Source organism: Schleiferilactobacillus harbinensis (assembly GCF_008694105.1).
Classification (GTDB): Bacteria; Bacillota; Bacilli; order Lactobacillales; family Lactobacillaceae; genus Schleiferilactobacillus; species Schleiferilactobacillus harbinensis.
In genome coordinates this window covers 1,654,639-1,679,680 of record NZ_CP041364.1, presented here as the reverse complement: position 1 = coordinate 1,679,680, position 25,042 = coordinate 1,654,639, and the positions used below count along the sequence as shown (strand labels likewise).

The 25,042-nt window shown below is 53.8% G+C and carries 26 protein-coding genes; 14 read left to right on the top strand and 12 right to left on the bottom strand.

Going from position 1 to position 25,042, the window contains the following annotated elements:
* Positions 1-6: 6 nt before the first annotated feature.
* Positions 7-294 (bottom strand): hypothetical protein, encoded by a 288-nt coding sequence (locus tag FMM01_RS08525; protein ID WP_027829749.1) that lies wholly within the window; start codon positions 292-294, stop codon positions 7-9.
* 93 nt (positions 295-387) lie between these two features.
* Here FMM01_RS08525 and FMM01_RS08520 point away from each other — a divergent pair, with 93 nt between their 5' ends.
* The gene (locus FMM01_RS08520; RefSeq protein WP_027829748.1) at positions 388-1,881 is read left to right on the top strand and encodes a glycosyltransferase; all 1,494 of its coding nucleotides are present in this window, start codon (positions 388-390) and stop codon (positions 1,879-1,881) included.
* Positions 1,859-2,317, top strand: coding sequence for a hypothetical protein (locus FMM01_RS08515; RefSeq protein WP_063516825.1), 459 nt, complete (start codon positions 1,859-1,861; stop codon positions 2,315-2,317). Before FMM01_RS08520 ends, FMM01_RS08515 begins: the two co-directional genes overlap by 23 nt.
* On the opposite strand, the gene FMM01_RS08510 is transcribed toward FMM01_RS08515, so the two are convergent.
* Positions 2,305-3,117 (bottom strand): tyrosine-protein phosphatase, encoded by an 813-nt coding sequence (locus FMM01_RS08510; RefSeq protein ID WP_035441430.1) that lies wholly within the window; start codon positions 3,115-3,117, stop codon positions 2,305-2,307. The two genes, FMM01_RS08515 and FMM01_RS08510, sit on opposite strands and share 13 nt — an antisense overlap.
* 117 nt (positions 3,118-3,234) lie before the next feature.
* Between FMM01_RS08510 and FMM01_RS08505 the strand changes: the two genes are divergently transcribed.
* Positions 3,235-4,008 carry a glycosyltransferase family 2 protein gene (locus FMM01_RS08505; protein WP_190973308.1) on the top strand — a complete coding sequence of 258 codons (774 nt, stop codon included), beginning with the start codon at positions 3,235-3,237 and terminating at the stop codon, positions 4,006-4,008.
* A gap of 282 nt (positions 4,009-4,290) precedes the next feature.
* Entirely contained in the window at positions 4,291-4,668 is a 378-nt protein-coding gene (locus FMM01_RS08500; protein ID WP_150392217.1) for a DUF1694 domain-containing protein, read from the top strand.
* Here the strand turns inward: FMM01_RS08500 and FMM01_RS08495 are convergent.
* Together FMM01_RS08495 and pepF are read right to left on the bottom strand one after the other, a co-directional pair.
* Positions 4,665-5,087 (bottom strand): hypothetical protein, encoded by a 423-nt coding sequence (locus tag FMM01_RS08495; protein WP_146995032.1) that lies wholly within the window; start codon positions 5,085-5,087, stop codon positions 4,665-4,667. The genes FMM01_RS08500 and FMM01_RS08495 overlap by 4 nt on opposite strands.
* Positions 5,088-5,191: 104 nt before the next feature.
* Entirely contained in the window at positions 5,192-7,006 is a 1,815-nt protein-coding gene (gene pepF / locus FMM01_RS08490) for an oligoendopeptidase F (protein WP_150392216.1), read from the bottom strand.
* 127 nt (positions 7,007-7,133) lie between these two features.
* On the opposite strand from pepF, the gene FMM01_RS08485 reads away from it, so the two are divergent.
* Positions 7,134-8,171, top strand: a complete 1,038-nt coding sequence (locus FMM01_RS08485; protein ID WP_150392215.1) for a ribose-phosphate diphosphokinase — start codon at positions 7,134-7,136, stop codon at positions 8,169-8,171.
* Positions 8,172-8,235: 64 nt separating this feature from the next.
* Here FMM01_RS08485 and FMM01_RS08480 read toward each other — a convergent pair whose 3' ends face one another.
* From FMM01_RS08480 to FMM01_RS08465, 4 genes are all read right to left on the bottom strand, one after another.
* The gene (locus FMM01_RS08480) at positions 8,236-8,865 is read right to left on the bottom strand and encodes an NAD(P)-dependent oxidoreductase (RefSeq protein ID WP_150392214.1); all 630 of its coding nucleotides are present in this window, start codon (positions 8,863-8,865) and stop codon (positions 8,236-8,238) included.
* Between the two features lie 19 nt (positions 8,866-8,884).
* Positions 8,885-9,448 carry a hypothetical protein gene (locus tag FMM01_RS08475; protein WP_150392213.1) on the bottom strand — a complete coding sequence of 188 codons (564 nt, stop codon included), beginning with the start codon at positions 9,446-9,448 and terminating at the stop codon, positions 8,885-8,887.
* Between the two features lie 54 nt (positions 9,449-9,502).
* Positions 9,503-11,875 (bottom strand): HAD-IC family P-type ATPase, encoded by a 2,373-nt coding sequence (locus FMM01_RS08470; protein WP_223849909.1) that lies wholly within the window; start codon positions 11,873-11,875, stop codon positions 9,503-9,505.
* A 186-nt stretch (positions 11,876-12,061) separates the two neighbouring features.
* Positions 12,062-13,012 carry an alpha/beta hydrolase gene (locus FMM01_RS08465; RefSeq protein WP_150392212.1) on the bottom strand — a complete coding sequence of 317 codons (951 nt, stop codon included), beginning with the start codon at positions 13,010-13,012 and terminating at the stop codon, positions 12,062-12,064.
* A 144-nt stretch (positions 13,013-13,156) separates the two neighbouring features.
* On the opposite strand from FMM01_RS08465, the gene FMM01_RS16230 reads away from it, so the two are divergent.
* The 3 genes from FMM01_RS16230 (at position 13,157) to FMM01_RS08455 (ending at position 15,342) form a co-directional block, all read left to right on the top strand.
* Positions 13,157-13,474 (top strand): hypothetical protein, encoded by a 318-nt coding sequence (locus tag FMM01_RS16230; RefSeq protein ID WP_190973307.1) that lies wholly within the window; start codon positions 13,157-13,159, stop codon positions 13,472-13,474.
* Positions 13,390-14,346 (top strand): cation diffusion facilitator family transporter, encoded by a 957-nt coding sequence (locus tag FMM01_RS08460; RefSeq protein ID WP_150392211.1) that lies wholly within the window; start codon positions 13,390-13,392, stop codon positions 14,344-14,346. The genes FMM01_RS16230 and FMM01_RS08460 overlap by 85 nt, the downstream gene beginning before the upstream one ends.
* Positions 14,347-14,460: 114 nt before the next feature.
* Entirely contained in the window at positions 14,461-15,342 is an 882-nt protein-coding gene (locus tag FMM01_RS08455) for a metal ABC transporter solute-binding protein, Zn/Mn family (RefSeq protein WP_150392210.1), read from the top strand.
* A 55-nt stretch (positions 15,343-15,397) separates the two neighbouring features.
* Here FMM01_RS08455 and FMM01_RS08450 read toward each other — a convergent pair whose 3' ends face one another.
* Positions 15,398-16,036 carry a TMEM175 family protein gene (locus tag FMM01_RS08450; protein ID WP_150392209.1) on the bottom strand — a complete coding sequence of 213 codons (639 nt, stop codon included), beginning with the start codon at positions 16,034-16,036 and terminating at the stop codon, positions 15,398-15,400.
* A gap of 79 nt (positions 16,037-16,115) precedes the next feature.
* Here FMM01_RS08450 and FMM01_RS08445 point away from each other — a divergent pair, with 79 nt between their 5' ends.
* A complete protein-coding gene (locus FMM01_RS08445) occupies positions 16,116-17,192 on the top strand; it encodes a YdcF family protein (RefSeq protein WP_150392208.1) in 1,077 nt (358 codons plus the stop codon).
* 62 nt (positions 17,193-17,254) lie between these two features.
* Here the strand turns inward: FMM01_RS08445 and FMM01_RS16225 are convergent, their stop codons facing one another.
* Positions 17,255-17,425, bottom strand: coding sequence for a hypothetical protein (locus tag FMM01_RS16225; RefSeq protein ID WP_190973306.1), 171 nt, complete (start codon positions 17,423-17,425; stop codon positions 17,255-17,257).
* Between the two features lie 128 nt (positions 17,426-17,553).
* On the opposite strand from FMM01_RS16225, the gene FMM01_RS08440 reads away from it, so the two are divergent.
* The 4 genes from FMM01_RS08440 to FMM01_RS08425 all read left to right on the top strand — a co-directional run bounded on the left by FMM01_RS08440 (position 17,554) and on the right by FMM01_RS08425 (position 21,117).
* Positions 17,554-17,988, top strand: a complete 435-nt coding sequence (locus FMM01_RS08440) for a helix-turn-helix domain-containing protein (protein ID WP_150392207.1) — start codon at positions 17,554-17,556, stop codon at positions 17,986-17,988.
* A 148-nt stretch (positions 17,989-18,136) separates the two neighbouring features.
* Positions 18,137-18,889: an ABC transporter ATP-binding protein gene (locus tag FMM01_RS08435; RefSeq protein ID WP_027829735.1), complete on the top strand. Its 753-nt coding sequence runs from the start codon at positions 18,137-18,139 to the stop codon at positions 18,887-18,889.
* Positions 18,890-18,906: 17 nt separating this feature from the next.
* Entirely contained in the window at positions 18,907-20,751 is a 1,845-nt protein-coding gene (locus tag FMM01_RS08430; protein WP_146995037.1) for an FtsX-like permease family protein, read from the top strand.
* Positions 20,752-20,754: 3 nt separating this feature from the next.
* A complete protein-coding gene (locus tag FMM01_RS08425; protein ID WP_027829733.1) occupies positions 20,755-21,117 on the top strand; it encodes a YxeA family protein in 363 nt (120 codons plus the stop codon).
* Positions 21,118-21,187: 70 nt separating this feature from the next.
* Here the strand turns inward: FMM01_RS08425 and FMM01_RS08420 are convergent, their stop codons facing one another.
* Positions 21,188-21,985: an alpha/beta hydrolase fold domain-containing protein gene (locus FMM01_RS08420; RefSeq protein WP_307724001.1), complete on the bottom strand. Its 798-nt coding sequence runs from the start codon at positions 21,983-21,985 to the stop codon at positions 21,188-21,190.
* Between the two features lie 228 nt (positions 21,986-22,213).
* On the opposite strand from FMM01_RS08420, the gene FMM01_RS08415 reads away from it, so the two are divergent.
* Entirely contained in the window at positions 22,214-24,025 is a 1,812-nt protein-coding gene (locus FMM01_RS08415) for a glycerophosphoryl diester phosphodiesterase membrane domain-containing protein (RefSeq protein WP_150392206.1), read from the top strand.
* 448 nt (positions 24,026-24,473) lie between these two features.
* Here FMM01_RS08415 and FMM01_RS08410 read toward each other — a convergent pair whose 3' ends face one another.
* Complete coding sequence (locus FMM01_RS08410; RefSeq protein WP_150392205.1) at positions 24,474-25,028, bottom strand: hypothetical protein; 555 nt, start codon at positions 25,026-25,028, stop codon at positions 24,474-24,476.
* Positions 25,029-25,042 lie beyond the last annotated feature (14 nt).

Sequence of the window (25,042 nt, the reverse complement as noted above, 5' to 3'; positions counted from 1 at the left end):
CCTCCTTTAGAAGATAACGTGGATGAGCGAGCCGATGGCGAGCACTAATATGGCGACCGTACTCAGCACCAGCCCCACCGTAATGACGAAGGGGCTGAGCAGTAAGGTGGCAATGGCCAAGATGACTGCAGTGCCGGCCCAGACCAGCACCGCGGTGACCACTGACCACGCGCCGAACCAAAGCCAGCTGGCCCACCACAACAGGAGGGCGATCAATCCGCCGAAGAGTATCCAGTAGCGCAGCCAGTAGCCCACCCCGTGGGTCGAATCCGCGTCTATTGTCCATTTTGCCATAACCGTCACCATTCCTTCACTGACATTAATAAACCTAACACTAATTTTAACACGGTGCGCCAACGCATCGAAATACGCAGAAAGGACCACGTTATGCTGTTCTTTATTGGTAATGAAACCCCTAGTACCACCGATACGTTTATCCCCCAGAGCGTGGACCTCGCGCTCAGTTTGGCGGCCCGCGGGGTGGCCGCGCGGGTCCTGACTTTGAATTATGATCGGATGCAGGCGCGCACACCGGTCAGCGGCGACGCGGCCGCACTGTGCCTGAATCTGTGGGACGAATTGCAGAAAGTCGGGCAGCAGACCAAGCGGACCTTGACGTTTCGGGATCTGCACCTGGGTAATAAACAGGATTGGCAGATCAATTTGGCGACCCAGGAATATACCGTGGCCGGCCAGCGCTGGGCGGTTGTGCACACGATTGCGGATTCGCCCCAACTGGATTATGTCGATTATTATGGCGGGACGGACGAGGTACGCAAGCGGGATTTCTACGACCGTCGCGGCTTTCTGTCCGTCAGTCAGTATTTGAATCCGGCCGGCGAAGTGCAGCAGGAGATCTATTGGGATGTCCATGGCCAGGCGGTCCTGGAGCATTTCTTTGAACCGGTTGCCCATCAAGCACCCCGGGGCGGGATGGTGCTGCTGCCGCATTTTGGCGGTAAGCAGATGATCTTTCCAGCTATGGCAGCGGCGCTGGGCGCTTTGGCCCAAGCGGCGGTGGTGGAAACGCATCAGGCCGGGGCGGCGACAATGGTCGCGCAAGACACCCCCGCGGTCTTGGCAGCAGTCGCCCAGATGAGCCTGCCGCGGGTCTACGTCTTTTCCCACCATAGCAATCTCACCCAAACGGTGGAGACCAATGCGCTGTGGGACCATGTGCAGACTTTGTTCAGTCAATTTGCCGGGGTGATCGTGCCCGACCAGCTGCTGGCCACAAAATGGGCGGCCCGGACCGGACAAACCATGACGGTGGCCCAGTTTCCCAAACATGCCATTTTTCCCACTGAGGCGGTACTGCCGCTGCCCAAGCGCACGCCGGCTTCGGTACTCGCTTTCTTGGATGATGACCCCCAAGGCAGCGGGCTGAAGGCTTTGATGACCTTGTTCACCACGCTGCGCCAAACAGTCCCCAATGTCCGGCTGACGATCTACCAGCCGCATTTGGGCAGTACGCCGCTGCCCACCGCCAGTAATGAGCAGGGCGGCAGTGTCCAGTTTATTAGTACGGCGGCGCAATGGACCGCTGCTTTGGCCAGCCATCAGGTCTACGTCAGTGTCGCTGATTTTCCGGCGGCGGCGATGATGATCAGTGCGTTGGCCCACGGCCTGGCCGTCGTGGCCGCCACAGACCACGCCGGGGCCGTCACCCCCTTTGTCCGGCCGGGAGAAAACGGCGCCATCGTGCCTGCGGCGAATACCCAGCAGTTCGCGACCGAAATCAAAACGCTCCTAGGGCATAAAAAAAGTTTAAACACGGCCCAGAAAACGTCTTTGGCCCTGGCCCAAGGGTATACTGAGGACGCTGTCATCAGTTCATGGCAAGCTATCGACAAAGCAGGTGAGGACGACGGAAATCAATAACCCCCAGTGGCCGTATCGCCACCCGTGGCTCTTTACGCTGATCTTTTTCGTTGGCTTCATGGCGCTGACCGTGCTGATCAGCTGGATCCTGCACCAGCCGCTGACGGGGCTATTTATTAAACAGCCGGCGGTCAATGCCCTGTACATGACCCTGGTGATCACACTGTCAGTGCTCCTGCCGCTGCCGAAGTGGTCAACGAACGAACGCTTTTTGCTGTATTCGGCCATTTTCTGGGTGATCATTTTGATCGACGCCTATGCCTTAGAGGGCAATCGGTTCTATTGGTCGGGCTTTGGGACGTTAGCGCTGATTTCCCTGCTGCCGGGATTTGTGGCTTCATTTGTCGTGGGCAACCACATGCAGCGCCGCTTGGCAAAAGAAAAGGCCGCTTCCCAGCAGCCTGATGACCCGAAAAAAGAGACTCATTCTAAATAATGATGCTTGAGATCGGCGAGATCCTGATCGGATAATCGCAGGGCATCCCGCCAAAAAGCAGCGAAACTGCCGTAGACGGTGTCAATCGCCTGGAAGATACCCGGCATTGCGTCGCTTTCGCCCATCATCAAGTTCATCTTGTTGATGCGTTCGTCGACATGGGGATCTTGCAGATATTTAGCGATCGCCGCATCGCTCATGCCGCCCAGCACCAGGTTTGTCAGCAGGTAATCCTGAGTGATCAGCTCATCTGAGACGCCCAGGGCTTTTTCAATCAAACCAGCACCCATGCCGGTGCGGTCTTTGCCCGCGGCACAATGAAAGACGACACTGTGCCCCGGTGTCGTATTGGCCAGCATTTGCTGGAACATGAAAGAATACGCGTGCTGACTGAAAGGATCCAAAATGATCTGCTGGTACAGACCGGCCAAGCCGGGCGCGTAATCGAAGTCCGCCGCGCGGCTTCTTTCGCTGTGGTTGAAGAAATTCTTCACCCGCTGCCAGGCGCTGTCCTGGTCGCCGGCAGTCATAGCGTAGACCGGATCATGGTAGTAGTGAACGCGGCCGGGTAATTGATCTGGGGCCATGATGGTTTCACTCTTGGAGCGAAAGTCAATGACGACCCGCACCCCATAGTCCCATAGTTGGGCCTTGCCCTGTTCGGTCACACCGCTCAGGCTGCCCGAGCGCAGAATTTGTTTGGGGACGATGCGGTGCCCGTCCGCGGTCGGGATGCCCCCCAGCTCCCGCAGATTGACACTTCCTGCCACCGGGACGACCCGATTTGTTAACTCAGTCATTTCGCTCAACTCCTTTTTGTCTACACCCCCATTATACCGTGCGCGGTAAGCGGTGACAGACCCGCAGCGCTTCGTCTGGTATAATAATCCCGATGATCAACGAAAGGTGGAATTTTTTTGGAACCGCTCATATCCATAATCGTCCCCGCATATAATCTGGAGGGCCTGCTGAACCGCAGTGTGCAGGCCTTGCTGCAACAAACGTACCGGAATATTGAGGTGCTCATCGTGGACGATGGCTCCACCGACGAAACGTACCGTATTGCCCAGGAGTTCGCCCAACTGGATTCCCGGGTACGGGCGTTGCAGATGCCGAGCAACGTGGGCATTTCGAAGACGCGTAATGCCGGTATGGCAGAAGCCCGGGGGGAGTTTTTGACTTTTTCTGACGGTGACGATTGGACTGAACCGACTCAGATGGCGTGGTACATGGATCGGTTTGCGAAGCACCCCCAGGCCGCGATGGTCGCCTGCGGATTTGTCATTGAGCCCAGTGGCAAGCGGAATCAGTCGCGTAAGCGGGGGATGGTGGATCAGAAAGAAATGCTGTCTCTGGTCAGCCGGCCCAGCGGCCCGGTGCGCGGGTATACGTGGAATAAGTGTTACCGGACGGCCATTATCAAGAAACATCACCTGACCTTTGATGATGATGTGAAGTTGATGGAGGACGCGCTGTTTAATACGCGGTATATCATGCATGGTCAGCACTATTACATTGAGAACACGCCGTTGTATCATTACGTGCAGCGCGATGGGAGTGCGATTCATACGGGTGTAACGGTGACGAAGAAGGCGCGGGATATTATGGTGGTGAATGCCCGGATGCAGCATATTATTGCGGCGGGGCGGGAACGGCAGAGTAAGAAGTCGAAGCAGTCGATTTCGGATTGAAAGTTGGCATTCTATTGCCGTGCCAAGGCTCCGCAAGCTGCGGCAAAATTGGGCTGGCGACGCGCAGCAAGTGCGAAGCCGAAGGCGTAGCTAGTGGTGACGGCGGTTTGAGCCCGCTGAGGACCGCGGTCTCAAACACGCCTAACCACATCGGCGGCAAGCCGCCGTGTGGTTTCCACCACTGAGCCCATTTTGCCTCCGCTTGCTACGCATTGGCACTAGGTACGTGCAGACTCAAGAATTTACGTCATCCTATTTTTTGTGAAAGGAAGGGATTACGTCGTGGACGTAGAAAAATATATCAAAGCCCATATGTACGGCACGCCGTCGGTGAATCCTGATGACAAACGGGAGTTTATGGGCAACTTTCGGGAAAATGTGGCGTTGGCGTTAACGGTGGGCCAGGTTGTTGGGGCAGTGCCGGTGGCGTTGGTGCAGCGGACGATGGCGGCTTATCCGACGGGACATATTTATATTAACGGCCGGTTGGGGTCGACGGTGCAGCATCAGCTGCTGCACTTGGCACTGGCGGCGGATTATCCCTTTACTTTGATTACCCAGGCGGGGGTGCGGGTGCACCAAACAGCCTTGCAGGATGGGGATATGGCGGTGGTGATTGCAGATCCCCGGGAGCCGATCAAGCGGCGGCTGGTGATCTAGTCGTCATTCGGTGAAATCTTGATACGCAGCAGTTTGTACTGACTGCCGCTAAGATGGCGCATCTGAATATGTGCTCCCTTGTAACGTCCCAGGTTACCGTAGTGATAACCGCGGCCGATATCATCGCTGAAATTTACCACTTTGATGTGGTGATGCCGATATGGTTTTAAGCAACGGTAGGTGTATGTATCGGCTCCGCGGCTAACTTTAATCAATTCTTTGGGTGACTGCTCATTGAGTATCTGGTTGAGCTGTTTGTCAGCTGCCACCTGGGGGTCAATTATCGGTGCCGCTAAATCGTGAACGACGCTGGAAATTGTCCACCCGCAAAACAGAACGAAGAGGATCGCCGCCAGTGCAGCCCACGCCCAGCGCCAGCGGTAAAGGAGATAACTAATTTTGTAAAAGAATGCACCCATGTTAAATTCTGCCTCCTCAGGACAACAAAAACGCTCTCTGTGGTCTAGGCTATGACCAAGAGAGCGTTTTGCTGATTATTCAGGTGATTCTTTAGAGAATCTTGTTAATGGTCCAATTCCTGGGACAGTTTAATCACTTGATCCACGACACTGCCCAGATATTGAATGGTATTGTGCAACGGCGCGTCTGTGGTGATATCGACCCCAGCCACTTTGGCCGAGTCGATCGGGTCTTTGCTGTCGCCTAAGGTGAGGAAGTCCAGCCAGTTTTGCACTGCGCCGGGCTGGTTATCGCGAATGCGCAGGAAGGCTTGGGTGGATACAGTGAGGCTGGCGGAATACGTGTAGGAATACAGGCCCATGTAATAGTGGGACTGGCGCATCCAGGTCAGGTCGCTGTTGTCATCCAACTGGAGGGCATCGCCCCAGAAGCGCTTGAACACGGTGCGGGTGATGGCGTTCAAATCCTTGGCATCGAACGCTTCGCCGCGATCGACCATGGCGTATACTTCCCGCTGATAGGCGGCTTCCAGCAAGTGGGTGATGAAGTTGTGGAAGTAGGTGTTGGTCAGCAGCTTGGTATAGGCAAAACGCTGCATCCGCGGATCGTCCGTACCCTTGATCAAGCTGTTCGTCAGCAAGAGTTCATTGAACGTCGAGGGGGCTTCAATGATGTAGCCGGAAGGCGTGAACGCCAGCGGACCATGTTTCTCGGCGGACAAGATGCCTTGGCCAGCGTGGCCGAGTTCGTGGACCAGCGTATACACATCGGCCAGTTCATGGGTCCAGGACATCAGGATATACGGATGGACGCGATAGGGTTGGGCACAAAAGCCGCCGGTTTCTTTACCCTGGTTACCAACAAAGTCCACCCAGCGTTCGGGATAAGCGTGCATGATCATGTCATGGTACGGCTGGCCTAGTTGGGCGACGGCTTGGCTGATGTAGTCTTTGGACTGATCGATGGACACGCTGGGGGCAAAGTCCGGGTCCAGGTCGATCAGCCGATCGGCGAAGGTCATCTGGTCTAACCCGCGTTCCTTTTGCAGGTGTTTGACGTATTTCTGCATGATTGGGCCGAACTCATTGGTGATCAAATCGATTTGGCGGTCAAACATGCTCCGGGGCACTTCTTGGTCGTAGATGAGATAATCGACAACGCTATCAAAGCCGCGCAGGGTGGCGAGCCGTTTCTCTTTCATCACCTGGGCATAATAATTTGCTGCTACCGTATTCTGATACTGGGCCAGGACGTGGGAGAAAGCCGCAAAGGCCGCCCGGCGGACTTTGGTGTCCGGACTGTAAGCATACAGATCCTCATACATCGTGAAGGACAGCGGGTAGGTCTTGCCGGCCACTGTGAAGTCTGGAAAATGCATGTCGGCGGAGCGGGTCTGGCCATAAATGGTCGCAAAGGCGTCCAGCGTTGGTTCTAGTTGCGCCAGGGCTGCTTCAGTGGCGGGGGCCAGCCGAATTTTCTTATCCCGGCGAACATGCCGGACCAAGGGAGCATAATCTGCATTGGCCGCAGCAATTTGATCCAGCGCAGCATCGCTCAATTCAGACAGCGCACTGATGAAGAAAGTTAAGCCAGTATTCGCCTGGGTCAACACATCCTCGGCTTTGACGCTTAAGGCCCGGTAATGGGCATTGGTCAGATCCGTGGATTGGGGCAGAAAAGCATAGGTCCCCAAGTGGTCCTGCATTTCTTGAATCTGGGCATAAGCGGGCAAAGCTTTGAGGGCACTCGCCGCATCCGTGATTTGGCCAGTGTAATCGGCGATAAATTGCTTAGTCAAGGAAGCAAATTCTTGCAGCGCTTGGCTAAAGGCGTCTTCTGTGGGATACAACGCGGTGAGGTCCCAGGTGTATTGTTGGGGCACGTCTTGGCGCCGGGGCAGGGCAGTCGGTTCAGTCATCGAATCATCCTTCCAAAATGTGATTGCTCTCACTGTACCACAATTTTGTTTCTCATTGGGCAGATGGTCGCCAACGCCGGCGATTTCCATTATAATAGGACCAGACATGGAAAATTTGGAGGCTGACATGGTTAAGAACGGTAATGTACCAGAATTGAAGTTGTTCGCGCTGAACGGCAATCCTTCTTTGGCCCAACGTATTGCAGACGCGGTCGGGTTACCCTTGAGCGGCGCAACGATCAAGCATTTCAGTGATGGTGAAATTCAGGTCAACATTGATCAGAGTGTTCGGGGCGATGACACCTATGTGATTCAGTCCGTGGCCGATCCGGTCAACGAGAACTTCATGGAATTGATGATCATGATTGACGCGCTGCGCCGGGCCAGTGCCCGGACGATCAATGTCGTCCTGCCCTATTACGGCTACTCCCGGGCAGACCGCAAGACCCGTTCGCGGGAACCGATCACGGCCAAGCTGGTTTCCAACTTGATCGAGATGGATGGGGCGACCCGGATCGTTGCGCTGGATCTGCATGCAGAACAGATTCAAGGGTTCTTTGATATCCCCGTGGATCACCTGCAGGCCATTCCGCTGATCGCCACTTATTTCTTGAAGCAGAACCTCTGTGAGAATAAGGATGACCTGGTCGTGGTTGCGCCGGATCACTCGACGACGAAGCGGGCCCGGGCTTTGGCCGAATACTTTGGGGCGCCCATCGCCATTGTGGATAAGCGGGACGAAACGGATACGACCATTGACCCGATGGACATTATCGGGGATGTCAAAGGCAAAACAGCCATTATTGTTGATGACATGATCGATACCGGCACGCGTTTGGCAGCCTCCGCCTATTCATTGCAGGCGGCCGGCGCCACCCGGATTTTGGCCGGCATCACCCATGCCGTATTCTCTGCCGGAGCGGTGGACAAGATCGAGGCTGCACCGTTGGAACAAATCGTCTTCACCGATACCATTCAATTACCCAAGGATAAAGTGCGGGACAAGTTCGTGCAGTTGTCGGTGGGCCCGCTCATTGGCCAAGCTATCCACATGATTTTCCAAAATCAATCGGTGGATGAGTTGTATGATGCGCGCAGTGCTCAGGATATGTTCATGATCAATGATCTGAGCAAGGACACCGCGGTGGAACAAGAAGACCGCTAATTAAACACAAAAAAGGGATCAGCGCCGTCTAGCAAACGCTGGTCCCTTTTAGTATGCCTGAGACTCACCAGGCCACACTCATCTGAGAATTTTCAAAATGGGGCTGCTCGATTTCATCCAGCAGCGCAATGGCATAGTCAGCCATGGAGATCGCCGATTTCCCATTTTTATCCCGCAGCAGGATGCCCGGGCTGCTCTGGTAGTGGCCTGTGCGATCGCCATCCGGCAGGAAGTACTCCGCCGGACTGACGTAAGTCCAGTGCAATCCGGGGGCTAAATCCAGCACTTGGGTGCTGCGGGCCATGTAAATGGAGGTGGGATAGAAGCTTTCGGGGAACCCAGGTGTTTCATAGAAGCGGGTCGTTTTTTGGGCATCAGTGAAGCTGCTGCCGGCCCCGCCCACGACCAGCAAGCGAACCGGCTTATTTTTCAACAAGTTGGCTAAGGATTCTACCGACGTGACGTAGTCCCGCTCCTGACCACGGGGGGCCCGGAAGGCCGAAACCAAGACGTCCAGGTTTTCGATATCCCGGGGCGCCAGCGCATAGAGATCCGCTTGGACCATCTTCAGCCGAGGATCGTGGGCCAGCGTCATGTGGCGCACAAAGCCCGTCACCTGATGCCCCCGGTTCAAAGCTTCCGCCGTAATGAGTTTGCCCACTCGGCCGGTGGCGCCAATGACACCAATTTTCATGATCAAAACCGTCCTTTCGTTACGATTTCTGTTCACCCGGCTGCAGCGCGGCCAAGTGGGTGAGGAACGCGCCCAAAGCCTTACCGCTGATGGCGGCGCGGACCTTGTCGGTGAAGTCCAAGGCGAATAAGCGATCCGCCGCGATGATCTGGTCCACCAGCACCTGGGGCAGTTCCCGATACAGCGAATAATGGCGGCGCTCGGTATTGTCTTCGTGGAAGAAATGAACGTGATAGACGTCGTCATCCGCGAATCGGTAGGCGCGGATCTGCACCGGAATGACTCCAGCGGTATTGCCTCGGTCCACAAATTGGCTGACGGTTTCGGTACTGCCCAGATCCACTGGCCGCTTCAATTCAGTGAAGACCGCTCGGCCGACGGCATTGGCCAGAATCGGGGTGCCAGCACCTTCACCGCCAGGCCAGATGGCCTCTTCGGGAGTGGCTAAAAACGCCTTGCCGGCGTCCTCTGCCTGCCACGTGAGTGTATTCTGCCCAATCGTCAGCACAATTTGACTGCCTTGAATGACAATATCCACGGCCACGTCTTTACCATTGGTTGTTTGTAAATTGTAAACTGTCATGGCTAAACCTGCTTTCTATCCCGCCAGGGGTGTTCGTCCGGACTGTCCCACAACTTAACGCCACGCAATTTTTGGTAATACATAATCACTGAGCACATTCCGCAGAATGATGAACAAGAGAGGAACCGAAACCGCCAGTGGGATCCAGAGCAGCAGACTGCCGGTGTCCCAGATGGAGACCAGGGAGAAGAACGATTGACCCACGGGGAAGAGGAAGATGCAGGCGAAGGCAGCCACCAGGACGCTGATCAGCAGGATCTTGAGCCGATCAAACGGTTGGGAAACGGCAGCCAAAGCGGTGAAGCCGACCAGCCCCGTGAGCAGGACGGTCAAAGTCCCCGTGGTATCCATATTCAACCCGAGCAGACCGCGCATCCAGCTCATGAGCAGAGCATAGAAGACAACGCTGAGGGCCCCCGGGGCGGCGGTGATCATCACGTTCTCGTAGAACTTCCGGGCAATGGGCCGATAATCCGGCTGCAGAGCCAGGAAGAAAGTCGGGATGCCCACCGTCAAGGCAGAGATCGGGGTGAGTTGGATGGGAATGAACGGATATTCCAAACTGAAGATCACACTGATCAGCGACAATGCGATGGAATAAATTGTCTTGACCAGAAACAGAGAGGCAACCCGCTCAATATTGTTGATGACCCGGCGGCCTTCGTTCAAGACGAAGATCATCGCGTCGAAGTCGGCATCCAACAGCACAAAGTCGGCAATCTCCTGGGCGGCTTCAGAACCGCCGGCCATCACGATGGCACAGTTGGATTCTCGCAAGGCCAGAATATCGTTGACGCCGTCGCCGGTCATCCCCACGGTGTGGTTGGCCCGTTGATAGGCCTGGACTAGACTGCGCTTCTGAGTCGGGGTGACCCGGCCAAAAACGGTATAGCGGGCGACTAAATCATCGAAGTCGGCCTGCTCGCCCACCGTGCTCATATCAATAGCCGCATCGGCGTGGGGAATGCCCGCCCGCCCGGCCACGTTGGCGACGGTCAGGGGATTGTCGCCGGAAATGACTTTAATGGTTACGCCCTGGGCGCGCAAGTAGTCAAAAGTGCCAACGGCTTCCTTGCGCAGCTCGTCGGCGATATACACCAGCCCCACCAATTGCAGGTCCGCAGGAATCTCGTCGTCGGTCATCACGATATTGCTATGGGCAACAGCGATGATTCGAAAGCCGTTCTTTGCCGCGGTCGTTATTTCCTGGGAAATATCGGCGGGCAGGGATTTGAACATAAACTCTGGTGCGCCCAAGAGCACACTGCCGTCGGCGAACGCTGCGCCGCTCCACTTGCGGGATGACGAGAAAGGGGTGACCCGGCTGGCCGTGGGCAGCTGCTGGGGTTTGGTCAGGTACTGTTTCAGCGCTGTGGCCGTCTGATTGTCGTCGCCGATCGTGTAAACGGCATTGGTCAGCCACGTACAAACTTGGTCCGTCGTTTGGCCGGCAAAGGCTTTGAGCTGAGTGACGGATAATTTGCCGGTGGTGATCGTCCCAGTCTTATCCAAGCAAAGGATGTCGACCCGGGCCAACGCTTCAATGGCGGTTAGCGAGCGGACCAGCACCCGGCGTTTGCCTAAGTTCATTGCGCCGACAGCCAGAGCAACGGAAGTTAAGAGGACCAATCCCTCGGGGATCATCCCGACCATCGCCGCGCTGGTGCGCAGAATGGAATAGTTCAGCGTGCGGCCATGCTGCCAGCTGCGGAGAAACAGCAGCAGACCCAGCGGGACCAGCGCATACGTGATGAATCGGATGATCTGGTTGATGGTATTAAGCAGCTGGCTGTTGTTGTTTTTCTTTTCCTGTTTGGCTTCCCTGGCCAGTTTGTGGACAAAACTGGCACTGCCCACAGCAGTCACTTGCACCGTGGCATTCCCACTGACCAGATAGCTGCCAGAAGTGATTGAATCGCCCGTGTTTTTCCGGATCGGCCGGGACTCGCCAGTAATCTGCGATTCGTCCACTTCGATGCCCGCAGTTGCCCGGACGATGCCGTCTACAGGGACCGCGTCGCCGCGGGTCAATTGGATCAGGTCATCTCTGACGATGGCTTCCTGATCGATGGGTTGGGCTTGGCCGTCCCGGAAGACGGTGGTCGGATGCTGGGCCAGCAGAGAGACCTTGTCCACCTGGCGTTTGGCGCGGATTTCTTGAAACGTACCGATCACGGTGTTGACCACGACGACCAGCAGAAATAACAGGTTCTTGTAGGAACCAGTGCTGACGATCAAGATGCCTAGCACGATGTTGATGATGTTAAACAGGGTGACGATGTTTTCCCGCAAGATCTGACCGATCGAGCGGGTCAAGGGTTTCGGCGCGATATTGCGCTGGCCCTGTTGGTTGCGTTCTTTTACTTGGGCAGTGGTTAACCCGGTGTGGAGATCTGTTGGGGTGATTTTCTCGGTTTCGGTGGCCAAGCGCTGATCACTTCCTATTCTTTTTGCTTCTTCAGCGTCTATCCCGATTTTAACACAACGCTTGGCAATACACGGTTGAATACGCTTAGCAGCGGTGGGAGAAAATGGGACTGAGACGAAGACTGTGCTCTGGCTGCCGTGCCAGAATTCAGTCTACATCCTAGTCCCATTCGTGTTTCGACCAGATTATTGTCCGTATTCGTTTAAGAAAGACGTAACCTTCCGCTGATATTCCTTCGGCTGTTTGGCCCAGGATTGGGCGTGGGCGGCACCCGGGACGACCCAGAGTTGTTTGGGTTGTTTGGCCGCTTTATAGTTGGTGTAGACCATCTTGGTCGGGACGAAGGTGTCCTTGGCGCCGTGGATGAAGAAAATTGGGCGGGTGTTTTTCTTCAATGCAGTGGGCGCGTCGCCGTCATCGAAGTTGTAGCCGGCGCGGATTTGAGCGACGATATTCACCGTGTTGATCAGTGGGAAGGGCGGCAAGCCGAAAAGTTCCTTCAACTCGTAGGCCAGTTCATCGTGGATGGACGAATAGCCGCAGTCTTCGATGATCGCTTTGACCTGGCTGGGCAGTTTTTCGCCGCTCATGAACATCACGGTCGCACCGCCCATGGAGACGCCGAAGAGCGAAATCTTGCTTTGCTGGCCGTCCTTAGCGATTACCTGTTTGACCCACTTGATGTAATCCAGCCGGTCCGGCCAGCCATAACCGGCATAATTGCCCTGACTGGCCCCATGGCCCCGATCGTCGGGGGCGAGGACGTTGTAGCCCATGGTGTGGAACATCCGGATATAATTCGCCATATCCTCTTTCTTACCCATATAGCCGTGGGCGACGACGATCGTCTTCTTCGTCGCCTTGGCTGCCGGGACATAATCCGCCACCAGTTTCAAGTTGCTGTTGGCTGCGGTTTCATGCCAAGTGAATTTCTTCGTCGCCGCTAACCAGCGTTTGTTCCGGTCCAGTACCGGGTCTTTCTTATTGCTGAGAAAGTCCTTCTTCCCCGGGACGAATCCGTAATTGTACATATACAGACTGGCGCCGGTAAGGACGACCAGGAACAGCACCGCCAATATACTGATGATGACCGTGAGTTTCTTGCGTAATGACCACTTTTTACGTTTTTCTTGCATGATGTTGACCCCTTTGTTAGACTCTTTTATTCAGTCTACCAACATTCCGGCTCAGCGCAAGATTGTAAGTCTTTTTACAGTATGTTCGGCTCGAACCCGGTATAATGGAAGTAGTTTCTTTTTTTGAGAAAGGAGAAGATCCCCATGGTTGCGAAGAGCATCGTGATGTTATACGACAAGCGTCATCCTCAAGCGGATGAAGAGAAAAAGCGCACCAGTTTGGGCAAAGTGGCCGGTTTTGTCGGCCTATTGTCGAATATGCTGTTGTTTGCAATTAAGCTGGCCATTGGTCTCTTCTCAGGGTCCATCGCCATCATGGCTGATGCATTCACCTGTCCGATACCGCTGGTTCCATTGTCACGCTGGTTGGTTTCCGCATGGCCGGCATGCGCGCCGACCGCGGCCATCCGTACGGTCATGAGCGGTTCGAATACATCAGCGGCATGCTGGTATCGATGTTAATGATTTTTGCCGGCTTGGACTTCGTGCAGAGTTCTATTGAAAAAATTCAAAACCCCACCGCGGACAACATTACGCTGATCGTGCTGGTGACGTTGGTCGCCTCCATCTTAATTAAATTGTGGCAAAATTTATTCTACAAAGAGATGGGTGCCACCATTGAATCCGACACACTGAAGACGACCGCCTTGGATAGTCAGACTGACGTGGTAGCGACTTTTGCCGTCCTGGTATCGGCCTGCCTGTCTCAATTTGCCCACTTGAACATTGATGGCTGGATTGGGTTGTTTGTCGCCCTGTATCTGATTTATGAAGGGGTCGACAGTATTCGCGGGTCTGTGAATAACCTGGTCGGCAGCCGCCCGTCCGAAGAAGAAGTGCAGCGGTACACCGATCAGTTGTCGACTTACGATGAAATTCTCGGTTTCCATGACTTAATGATTCACCATTACGGTCCGACCCAGATCTTTGCTACTGTGCATATCGAGCTGGACAGCCGCTGGTCTTTGGACCAGGCCCACGAAACGATCGACAAGATCGAGCGGGATTTTCAGAAGGACCTGAACGTGGAGCTGGTGGCCCATATCGATCCCATCGATATTGACGACCGGCTGACGGCGGAGATGTACGAACGCCTGCAAGCCATCATCAAGTCCATCGGCGGGGGCCTGCACACCCATGATTTTCACATTGAGCATGGGCCGCACCACACCCGCATCGTCCAGTTCGATGTCGTCGTGCCGGATGACTATCCTGAGGATGACAAGACGCTGAATCTGCGAATCTTGGCAGACTTGCGCCGGTACTATCCGAATGTGACGACGGAGATCGATTTCGACCATAATTACATGGGTCATGATCATACAGTCCTATGAACGGGTGCTCATGTGCGCATATTTGCACGCACGGTTTTTCAGGCTGGGTATACTGGGATACAGACTTTCAGAAAAGGCTGTATCCTTTTTCATTTTTTAGGAGGAAAAAACTTCATGCGTAAATTATTGAAACCATTATTTGTGTTGATAGCGGGCCTGTTACTGGTCTTGACGGGGTGTGCTCAGAACGGTAATGCCAGTTCAGCCAATAGCAAGATCACTTATGTAACCAGTACCGATTTCTATGCGGAGCCGGCCGCGGCGGTCTTAGGCAGTCACGGCAAAGCCGAACCGATCATCCACAGCACCAGTGTGGATCCCCACGACTTTCAACCAACCACGGCCGACGGCAAGACCGTCGCGGCAGCAAACGTCGTCCTGGTCAACGGGCTGGGGTATGACCACTGGCTGAATAAGCTGGCGGCCAACAGCAAGGCTAAGCTGCTGACGGTGTCGACGATCGTCGGCGCCAAGAACGGCGACAACGAGCACCTGTGGTATCGGCCGGAAACCATGGGCAAGGTCACGGATGCCCTGGTCAAAGAATTCAGCAAGCTGCAGCCCGCGAACAAGAAGGACTTTGAAGCCAATGGTGCTAAGTACAAGAAAGAATTGGCCAAACTGACGCCGCTGATCGATGCTAAAAAGACCAGCAATCACGGGAAAGTTGCCGTGACGGAGCCGGTCTTTGGCAATATGCTGGATGCTCTGGGCTACAAGGTGATGGACGAAGCCTTCGCCAACGCCACTGAAGACGGCAATGATCCGTCCACTGCGGTTTATGCCAAGGTGGAAAAGGCCATCAAGGATAAATCCATCAAGTTCTTCGTGGTCAATACCCAGACCACCAGCAAGGTGATCACCCAATTGACAGACTTAGCCAAGAAGAACGATGTGCCCATCGTGCGGGTCACTGAAACCAAACCTAAAGGCGTGGACTATGTGCAATGGATGGCGAAACAGTTGAATGAGATTCCGGCTTCTGCCAATAAATAATTATTTCTTTTCTTCCCGGGACGGCTGCGGCTGTGCCCGTTTTAACTCAGCGGGGCTAGTTCTTCGTGGCGGGTATCGGCTTGGCCTTGCGCAGATTGCCGCTCATCCGCAAGTAAGCAAAGAAGTGGAAGAGAATCCCCAGAACGAGGAGCAGGGCGGACAAGGGGATGGAAAAGAACGCGGCGATGATGGAAGCCCCGTAGATTGCCACACTGCGCAGCGGGTCGAACTTGATGGTGGTGTAAAAATCAGTGGTCACGTGGGGCGCCTTGAGATCCATGTGCCGATGCAGATAGACATACATCAGAAAGAAGGTCAGCGACACGAACAGGGCAACCAGATCGTACAGGATAAAAGCGACCCGCATGTCCTGGGTGTTCCGGATGGCCAGCGTATGGGCGACCAGGGACATCGGGTAATCGATCAGGGTGATGCTGAATAAAATCAGCAGATTCAGCATATTCACGTTGCGATCGATCCGGGTCAAGGTGTTGAAGTAGTCGTGGTGAAACAGCCACAGGGTGCCCACATAGAAGTAAGAGACCACATAAGCGGCCATGGTCGGCCACTGGTTGACAACCGCTGCCGCCAAGTGCCCCGCTGTGTATGCAGGAATGCTGAAATTTAAAACAAGAATGGTGATTAGAATGGAAAAAGCGCCATCGCTGAAGGCCTGAAACCGACTAATTGACATAGACAATCCCCCCAAATATCGGTACCATTACAGTATAACTTTTTCGGTGGCAAACCGGGCGAATAGGGGTCTTGGAACGATGCTGGCAATTTTCAATAGTGCGGAATTACCCGTGGTTTTCGGTTACGGGGGATTAGTTGTGCTGGCTTTTTTGGCGTTGTTTCTGGTGTGCTGGTTGGCAGAACCGCGGCGATTGTTGAATGGCACCCTGTTCATGGCCTTTTTTGTTGTTTTCTGGCTCTGGCTGGGGACGACGATTATTTACACTAGGAATATACTCTTGATTTACATCACTGGGGGTCTATTCCTAATCACTATGGTAATTCTAGGGCTCATTTGGGGGACTTCGTTTATTTGGCTGCTATGGAACGCTTGGATCGTCTGGCGGCGGGAAAGCCATACGCTGGCCAACATGCTGACGCTGTTCACCGGCTTGGGCCTGCTGATTCTCTGGGCGCTGACGGCATTTCTCAATCGGCTGCCCGCCTGGCTGCAGGTGATCGTGGGGACGGGCAATGCCCTTATGTACTACGGTACGTTGCTGCTGTTCAATTTCGTCTTCAGTCTGATTCTGTATCAAATGTACCCGATTCCTTACAAGCAGCAGTACATTATCGTCTTGGGGGCCGGCCTGCTCCATGGAGACACGGTTTCTCCATTGCTGGCGGCCCGCATCGAGCGGGGGATGAAGTTTTACTACCGTCAAATTAATAAGGGTCGGCCGGCGCCAAAAATCATTTTCTCTGGCGGTCAGGGCGCTGATGAAAAAATATCCGAAGCCGAAGCGATGCGGAATTACGCTATTGCCCATGGTATTCCGGCGGGGGATACACTGTTGGAAGATATGTCCACCACGACCCAGGAAAATTTGCGTTTCTCCAAGGCTTTAATGCAGAAACGGGAAATTGGGAAAGGCCGCATTCGCGCCATCTTTGTTTCCAATAACTATCATATTTTTCGGGCGGGCATGTACGCTCGGGCGGAGGGCTTGCAGGCGAATGGCCGCGGCGCCCACACGTCGTTTTATTACCTGCCGAACGCTATTTTGCGGGAACTGATTGCCGTGACGCTGATGCATAAGCGGCGGCACATCGTTGTGGTGGGAATTATCCTGTTTTTTGCCGGATTATCGTTCATTATATCGTTCATCCACTAATTAATTGGGTGCAGAGCAAACGGCCAGCTTCCACGATGGGAGGCTGGCCGTTTGCTAATCTGCTACATTGTATTTTGGGTGTGCTGGTCATATTGAGCGATTTGGTCCTTTAACTCATTGACTTCTTTCTTCAGCTGGTCTTGGGTGATGCTCATACTCACTAAGGCGATAGACAGTAAGACAATGCAAATGGTGTCGGCTTGGGACAACAAGAATGATAGTAATGAGCGCATGATGTCGCCACCCCCCCTGATTTTTTTCTACCTCAATTATCTCCGAAATTCCGCGGGATAGCGAGCTAAAACGCTTTTACATTCGTTTGGCATCCATGCTAAAATGCGGTGACAGGGGAGGTGGCTGCATGGATGAACGGTTACGCACGCTGCGTCAGCAGCATCAGCTGACGCAACAGGAACTGGCAGAAAAGTTACAAGTCAGCCGGCAGACGGTTTCCAATTGGGAAAATGGCCGGTCAGTACCGGATCGGGTCAATATCGCCGAATTGGCGAAAGTATATCAGCTTCCATTGGAAACTCTGCTGGGTACATCGGTCCACGCCAAGCCGGCGCCGCCGGCACCAACTGAACAGGAACGGCACATGACGCTCTTCGCCGTGGTGTTGATGTTTCTCTCGTGCATTACCCCGCTGGCGGCGATTCTGTCGCTGTTTATCGTCATCAGCTGGAAAGACCACCTGCCCCGCCTATTGTACCGTCTGGCCGCCGTGATTTTAACCATTCTTTCGTCAGTGAACGTGATTTTGATTATCGCGCTGATCGTCTTCTTTCCCTTCTAATTGCCATCATAATGGGCTCTGGCCGCGTGCCGGGGCCTTTTTCTCCGCCTTTTGACCGACCTAACATTACAAAATCGTTCGCGTACGCCAGTCTTTCCGTTGCTACACTGGTAACCATAGAGAAATCAACAAATGAGGAGCGTAATTCATGGCCAATGTGGTAGAAGTTAAAAAAGTACGGAAAGTTTACGGTAAAGCGAATGAAAAGCAGACAATGGCGCTGAAGGATGTCTCCTTCAACGTTCAGGCCGGGGAATTCATCGGCATCATGGGGGCGTCCGGTTCAGGCAAGTCCACCTTACTGAATATCCTATCGACACTGGATAAACCGACGGCCGGCGATGTTCGGATCAATGGGCAGGACGTGACCGGCTTGAAGGGCAATCAGTTGGCGGACTTCCGTTCCCATGAAGTCGGGTTCATTTTCCAAGATTTCAATTTGCTGGAGAATCTCACCTCCCGGGAAAACATTGCGCTGCCTTTGTCATTGCAGGGTGTCAGCGCTAAAAAGATCGCGCCTCAGGTACAGAGCATTGCGGAAAAGCTGTCGATCACTGAGATTCTGGATCAATACCCCACGGAAATTTCCGGCGGCCAAAAGCAGCGGGTCGCGGCGGCCCGGGCCCTGGTCGCCCAACCGGCGATCCTGTTCGGGGATGAACCCACCGGCGCTTTGGATTCCCACAGCGCCCGGGAATTGCTGGATACGATGACATCGTTGAATCAAAACGACGGCGTATCCATCCTGCTGGTCACCCATGATCCGTTTTCGGCCAGCTACTGCCAGCGCATTCTGTTCATTAAAGACGGCGTGATCGGTCAGGAGCTGAAGCGGAAAGATCAGGACCGCACGGCATTTTATCACCAGATTCTGGACGAACTTGGGACTTTTGAGGACTAGGAGGGGAGAGACGAGTAATGCTTTGGAAACTTGCACTCGGCGGCATTAAGAGCCGTCTCAAAGATTATGTCGTGCTCTTCTCCGGCTTAACGATTTCTGCCGCGATTTTCTACATGTTCCAATCGCTGGCCAGTAATCCGGAGTTCTTGAAAGCTAATTCCACCCTGGGGATGATCGTGTTCATTTTCTACTTCGGGTCTGTTTTGTTAGGCATCATCACTTTGGTTTACATATTGTATGCCAACTCGTTCTTATTGACGATGCGCCAGCACGCCTATGCGATGTTCATGATGCTGGGGGCTAAATCTCGGAAAATTGCCCAGTTGATTTTCATCGAGACTGTCGCAGTCGGGTTGATTGCCACCGTGGTGGGCAGCGCCATCGGCGTGGGCTTGACGCAAATTATCAGTCAAGTACTGGTCAAACAGATGGACATTTCGATCACGAAGTTTTCACCCTGGAGCACCAACGCAGCCATCGTCACTGGCGTGTTCTTCCTGGTCCTCTTCGCCATTGCCGCGCTGTATAATGCGGGCAAGCTGGTGAAGACACCGGTCTTGAATCTGTTGAATCAGGATAAGACGCCGACCCGTTTCAAGCGCAATCCGGTCCTGTGGGGCATTGAAGTCGTCGCTGGGCTGGGCTTACTGGCCATTGGTTACTTAAGCATGGCCAATCTGAACACGCTGCAGCTGCTGGGCATCGGTATCGCGCTGGTGACCATCGTGTTGGGCTCCTACTTCGTGTTCGATGCTTTCTTCCTGATGATCATTCAGCTGCTGCGGCGGAATACCAAATTCCGGTTAACGGGCTTACACAGTTTCACCCTGGGTCAATTGAGCTTCCGCATCCGGGACTTCACCCGGCTGCTGTCCATGGTGTCCATTGTCTTCGCCTTGGCGCTGGGGGCGATCACGGTTGGCTTAGGCTTCCACGACCAGATTCAATCCATGGCCGCGCAGGTATCGCCCTATGATTTAGTCCTGCATGATCCAACCAGTAAAACGGCCAGTCAGGCAGACGCGCTGAAGCCGACCAGCGTCAGCACCTACCGCTATAAAGTCGACGGCAAAACGATCTACTTCCTGGCTGACGATTTCAACAAGGCGCCTTACAAGATGTTTAATCCCAAGCAAAACGCGGATGGTTCCTTCAGTGTCCAAAAACAGACCTATACCGGCACGGAAATGCTGAAGAAACCGGATAGTTACACCGGCACGCTGCGCGGCTTAGCCGTCGCCAGCGCTGATTCGGCGCCAATCAAAGTGGTCGATGCGGCGACCTACGCGAAGACTGCCGGCCAGGCGCATACGGTCTCGCTGTACGTCACGAAGGATTTCATGGCCAGCAAGGACAAGCTGAAGGCGCTAGTGGCCGCGGATGCCGCCCGCCAAGGGGGCAAAGTCGCCACCATGGATATGAACCAGAAGTATTCAGTTTATGCACTGTACAACAGCATGATGTCCGGCTTCGAATTCATGGGGCTGTTCCTGGGTATCGCCTTCTTGGCCATGCTGGCGTCCTGCCTAATGTTCAAGATCTTGTCCAGCGCTGCCAGTGATGCCCTGCGCTACCAGATGCTGGAAAAGATCGGCACGCGGCGCAGTTTGTTGAAGCGTTCGATTCGCCAAGAAATCGGTGTGCTGTTCTTACTGCCAGGCGTGTTGGGCATCATCCATGTGCTGTTCGGCTTGCAGATGTTCAAGGTCACCGATCTGCTGCCGCAGCCGTACCACAACATTTGGCTGCCGTTTCTGATTTTCTTAGTACTGTATGTTTTGTATTATTTCTTAACAGTGCAGCTGTACAGCGGCATCGTGTTACAAGGCCGGGGGGCCGAAGACTTCCAACGGGGTGAATAAGGGATGTTAAAAAAAGCAGGGATCGTTTTATTGGTGATTTTGGGACTCATGGCAATCGGCGGGGGCTGGTATTACCACGAGAATTACACCGGTGAGGATTATTACGTGAAGATCACCACCAACGGTGAAAAATTGCGGGACACCGAAGCCCCAGCGGCGTATCAAGTTTATTACGAGTATGCGCTGCCAGCCTTTAACGAAGCCGGTCAGCAGCGGCAGGTCACCTTCGATGCGTTTCGAGACAATCCGTTACGCCGGAATGCATACCTGAAGGTGGCATACAACCATACCCGCGGCGTAATTTTGAGTTATGAAGAGGTCCAGCAAAAAGACATTCCCAAAAAGGCGGCCAGCAAACTGAATTAAGCGCTGGCTAGACGAAAACACGCCCCTGAATGCGCATCGCGGGCATTCAAGGGCGTGTTTTCTTATTAGTTTACTGTAAGGTTTTCTTGAAGAAATCCAACGTGTTGTTCAGCACATCAGCTTGATAGGCCTTGCCGTGGCGGGCTCCCGTCAAATATTGACTGATGGTCGGCACCCCGGCCTGGCTCAGGGCATCCTGCATTTTCTGTACGCCGCTGATCGGCACCAATTCGTTCAAGGAATTAGCGAAGTAGATCGGGCCGGACTTAGCCGACACCCGTTGGATTGGATCGGCTTCCTTCAATTGATCCAGGTCGCCGTTGACGTAGTTCAGGACAAACCATTTGTAAAACGCATCGTGGGCACCGTCTTGGTCGATCTGGGCACTGGCTAAGACGGTGGCGTCCTGCTTGGTATCCGGCTCAGCCACAACGTCGGGGTGTTTTGTCACCCAATCGTACAGGTCGAAGATCCCCGACCAGGAAACAGCCGGAATGCCGAACTTCAACGCCAGCTCGCCGGACAAATTACCGCCGGCACTCGCGCCAACGGCCGCGATCTTGCTGTGGTTGAAGGTATAATCGCTATGCTTCAACCAGGTATAAACAGTTTCGATATCATCCCGAGACGCGGGGAACAAGTCCTTTGGCGCCAACCGGTAATTGGGCACGATGGTGAAGTAGCCTTCTTCAGCCAGAATCTCTGCCAAGTCAGACTCCTTGGACTTATCGCCCCGGAACCAGCCGCCGCCATGGATAATGATGATCGCCGGCGACTGCGCCGTCACGACTTCGGTGGTGTAGATATCGGTAGGTAATTGGTGCGTTGGGTCATAGATCACATCTTTGGTAATTTTGACATCGGTCATATTAGAAATCACTCCTTAGAAGGGACTGGAAATCTTGAGTTTCAGCGTACCTAGTGCCAAGTGCGGAGCGCTTGGCACGGAAGGGCCAGACGACACTTCCATCCCAATCCAGCTCTTTACATTGCGCGGTTATTATACGGCGTTTTTACTGAAAAGGCGTCAAATATGCTTACCCGCCGCCAATATGGCATAATAGCGGGTGACGTTACATTTTTGGGGGAATAGTTAATGGGATTTCGTAGTATTCGCTATACCGGTCAAGCCCTGCGGGAATTCTTCCGCCACTGGGGCAGTTATTTTATTCTAAGCTTCGTTGTCGGCGAAGCAATTAGCCAAATCATCGTACCGCTCCTGCGCTGGTCCAGTCAGATGATTTTGCAGGCCAGCGGCATCGCGTATGTGTCCTACAACAATCTGGGCGAGATCATCACCCAGCACACCTGGGGCGCGCTCGGGCTGCTGGTGATGTTTTTTCTAGTGCTGTTACTGGTCTATGCCCAATTTGCCATGCTGCTGACAGGGGTCGATAATATTGTCCACCAGCGCCAGCAGAATTTGCGGTCGGTCTTCGGTGAAGCCATCCGGGATCTGCAGCGGATTCGGCCAACGACGGTGCTGTTCTTTGTCTTTTACTTTATTCTTGTCATTCCCTTTGCTGGCGGGATCATCAACTCGGCATTACTGGATAAAGTGCGGATCCCAGAGTTTATTCTGGATTTTCTCAACGAAAATAACTTCTACGCCATGTTGATCGGTATCTTTTATCTGATCATGCTGTACGTCGGGATTCGGCTGATTCGCGTCCTGCCCCACATGATCTTGGACGACCAGCCGGCCGGTACTGCCTTGCGCAATAGTTGGCGGGAAACCAAGAAGCACTTCTGGTTTTACTTCTGGCGGGTCACTTGGCTGACCGCGGTCGTGGCCGTCGTGCAAGTTTTGTGGACGGAAGGTCTGGTGGGTATCCAGACGTACCTGGATACTTCCCAGCAGACGTTTGCCTATGCCGGTTCAATTATTACCATGGCGACACTGCAGGTCGGCGGGGTGTTTATCATGGCGCTGACGACCACACTGTATTATCTCGTTCTGGTCAGTCCGGACGCCGTGACCAAAGCGGCACCCGCACCGATCAGTGTTAAGGAACAGAAGAAGCGCAAGCGCTGGCCCCGGGTCATCGCCGGAGTGGTCATTGTTCTTGTGGCCATTGCTTACCTGATTTATAACGCCGTCTACATGGCTGGCGGCTTTGATTACAACCCCATCACCATTTCCCACCGGGGCGTGGACGACCATAATGGTGTTCAGAATACCATTCCCGCCTTGGAGAAAACTGCCAAAGAGAAGCCGGATTATGTCGAAATGGATATCCATGAGACCAAGGACGGTCAGTGGGTGGTCATGCATGATGAAAATTACGAAGCCTTAGCTGGCGTGGATAAGACCCCGCGGCAACTGACTTTGGCCCAGGCAACTCAGCTGACGGCCAAAGAAGACGGCCATTCGGCGCCAGTGGCTAGTTTCGATGCTTACTTGGCAGCGGCGGAACGGCTGCGCCAAAAATTAGTCGTGGAAGTCAAAACGACGCCTCACGATTCAAAGGGCGCGATCAACGGTTTTATCCAAAAGTATGGGGCCCGCCTGATCAAAGACCATAACCGGGTCCACTCGTTGGATTATCGAGTGATTGCGGCCATTAAAGCCCAAGAGCCCAAGTTGTACGCCAGTTTCATTCTGCCCTACGACATTGTCTTTCCCCAAACCAAGGCCAACGCCTACACCATGGAGTACACGACCTTAGATGTTGATTTCATCAGTCAGGCCCAGGATCAGGGTAAAGAAGTCTGGGCTTGGACGGTGGATGATCCGGACAAGATGGAGGAAATGATTTTCATGGGTGCCGACGGGATCATCACGGATAACCTCAGCGATCTGCAGCAGACAATCAAGGATCAAGTGCACCATCCCAGCTATGCCGCTCGGCTGCGGGTTTATGGGAACCAGTTTGATTGGAACGGATTGAATGGGGCGGAGAACTAGCCGTTAGTCTCAGCTAAGCACAGATGATTTGCTAAAAAAGCGAAAGCGCCCAGAACTTTGCTGAATACAGCAGAATTCTGAGCGCTTTTGTTGTTGCTGTCAGCGTGGTGAGTGAACTTGACTTTGAGTATTTCGCTGGCGGCGTTTATTTATCACATGGATGATTAAGACGGCGGTACCAAAAGCTAACCCCATCCAGATGATACCGAAAGACCATATTCCAAGAAAGGGTACGAGTGAACGGACGAACTCTGATACGCCCAGAAAGACTGCAGCCGTGAGAAAATAAATCCAGTTGACGGCCTTGGGACTAAGTGGGTGAATTATTGCTTTTGACATTTTCAATACGTTCCAATCAGTGACCAGCCCTGGCGTTGCAGTACTAGCTGGAGTTATTATGGCTAGAATAGCAAAGTGCTGTTAGTCCTGCAAATGGCCTGCCGCTATTTCACCAACGCGGCCGGCGACGAGTCAACAAGAGACTAATGTGAAAACTAATATAAGCGCCGAGAGTGACCCAGCCGAACAGAAACGGCAAGGGGTGCATAAATGGCACCAGACTGCGGACGAAGAACGCTGTTCCGGGGAAAATTAGCATGATGGGCAGTCCCTTGTCCCGCCAAGACTTGGGCAAGCGGGGAATGCGGTCAATTAAAAAAGTAAGCAGAAGACAGGCAAGCGTCCAAAGCAGGGCAAAGAGCCAAGTGCTGGTGATGGTTGGGTTTTGATAAATCAGTATCGGCAAGGCGCCAAACACTATGGATCTCACTATCGTATCCGTTTGATCGTAGACCACGGCCTGTGGGACGACGACCCGGGTGACGGTGATGCCAAAGACAATGACCGCAACGATGCATAACACGATCCACAGCAGAACAAACCACCAATCACTGAGTTGCGGCACCAACGGCCGGACAAACTGGGTACTGAAGGCAAAGATGGCAATGATCAAGAAGACGCGCGGTTGCAATGTGCGCTGCTTGAAGTTTTTCTCTGTTCGCACGGGTTCCACCTCCT

What these genes read in the sequence shown, in the direction of transcription:
- FMM01_RS08415 (WP_150392206.1), top strand. Translation starts at nt 22,214, where the DNA reads ATGGGATTTCGTAGTATTCGCTATACCGGTCAAGCCCTGCGGGAATTC.
- FMM01_RS08495 (WP_146995032.1), bottom strand. Translation starts at nt 5,087, where the DNA reads ATGGGTGCATTCTTTTACAAAATTAGTTATCTCCTTTACCGCTGGCGC.
- FMM01_RS08435 (WP_027829735.1), top strand. Translation starts at nt 18,137, where the DNA reads ATGGCCAATGTGGTAGAAGTTAAAAAAGTACGGAAAGTTTACGGTAAA.
- FMM01_RS08425 (WP_027829733.1), top strand. Translation starts at nt 20,755, where the DNA reads ATGTTAAAAAAAGCAGGGATCGTTTTATTGGTGATTTTGGGACTCATG.
- FMM01_RS08460 (WP_150392211.1), top strand. Translation starts at nt 13,390, where the DNA reads ATGGCCGGCATGCGCGCCGACCGCGGCCATCCGTACGGTCATGAGCGG.
- FMM01_RS08525 (WP_027829749.1), bottom strand. Translation starts at nt 294, where the DNA reads ATGGCAAAATGGACAATAGACGCGGATTCGACCCACGGGGTGGGCTAC.
- FMM01_RS08455 (WP_150392210.1), top strand. Translation starts at nt 14,461, where the DNA reads ATGCGTAAATTATTGAAACCATTATTTGTGTTGATAGCGGGCCTGTTA.
- pepF (WP_150392216.1), bottom strand. Translation starts at nt 7,006, where the DNA reads ATGACTGAACCGACTGCCCTGCCCCGGCGCCAAGACGTGCCCCAACAA.
- FMM01_RS08485 (WP_150392215.1), top strand. Translation starts at nt 7,134, where the DNA reads ATGGTTAAGAACGGTAATGTACCAGAATTGAAGTTGTTCGCGCTGAAC.
- FMM01_RS08440 (WP_150392207.1), top strand. Translation starts at nt 17,554, where the DNA reads ATGGATGAACGGTTACGCACGCTGCGTCAGCAGCATCAGCTGACGCAA.
- FMM01_RS08465 (WP_150392212.1), bottom strand. Translation starts at nt 13,012, where the DNA reads ATGCAAGAAAAACGTAAAAAGTGGTCATTACGCAAGAAACTCACGGTC.
- FMM01_RS16225 (WP_190973306.1), bottom strand. Translation starts at nt 17,425, where the DNA reads ATGCGCTCATTACTATCATTCTTGTTGTCCCAAGCCGACACCATTTGC.
- FMM01_RS08430 (WP_146995037.1), top strand. Translation starts at nt 18,907, where the DNA reads ATGCTTTGGAAACTTGCACTCGGCGGCATTAAGAGCCGTCTCAAAGAT.
- FMM01_RS08510 (WP_035441430.1), bottom strand. Translation starts at nt 3,117, where the DNA reads ATGACTGAGTTAACAAATCGGGTCGTCCCGGTGGCAGGAAGTGTCAAT.
- FMM01_RS08445 (WP_150392208.1), top strand. Translation starts at nt 16,116, where the DNA reads ATGCTGGCAATTTTCAATAGTGCGGAATTACCCGTGGTTTTCGGTTAC.
- FMM01_RS08520 (WP_027829748.1), top strand. Translation starts at nt 388, where the DNA reads ATGCTGTTCTTTATTGGTAATGAAACCCCTAGTACCACCGATACGTTT.
- FMM01_RS08480 (WP_150392214.1), bottom strand. Translation starts at nt 8,865, where the DNA reads ATGAAAATTGGTGTCATTGGCGCCACCGGCCGAGTGGGCAAACTCATT.
- FMM01_RS08420 (WP_307724001.1), bottom strand. Translation starts at nt 21,985, where the DNA reads ATGACCGATGTCAAAATTACCAAAGATGTGATCTATGACCCAACGCAC.
- FMM01_RS08475 (WP_150392213.1), bottom strand. Translation starts at nt 9,448, where the DNA reads ATGACAGTTTACAATTTACAAACAACCAATGGTAAAGACGTGGCCGTG.
- FMM01_RS16230 (WP_190973307.1), top strand. Translation starts at nt 13,157, where the DNA reads ATGGTTGCGAAGAGCATCGTGATGTTATACGACAAGCGTCATCCTCAA.
- FMM01_RS08450 (WP_150392209.1), bottom strand. Translation starts at nt 16,036, where the DNA reads ATGTCAATTAGTCGGTTTCAGGCCTTCAGCGATGGCGCTTTTTCCATT.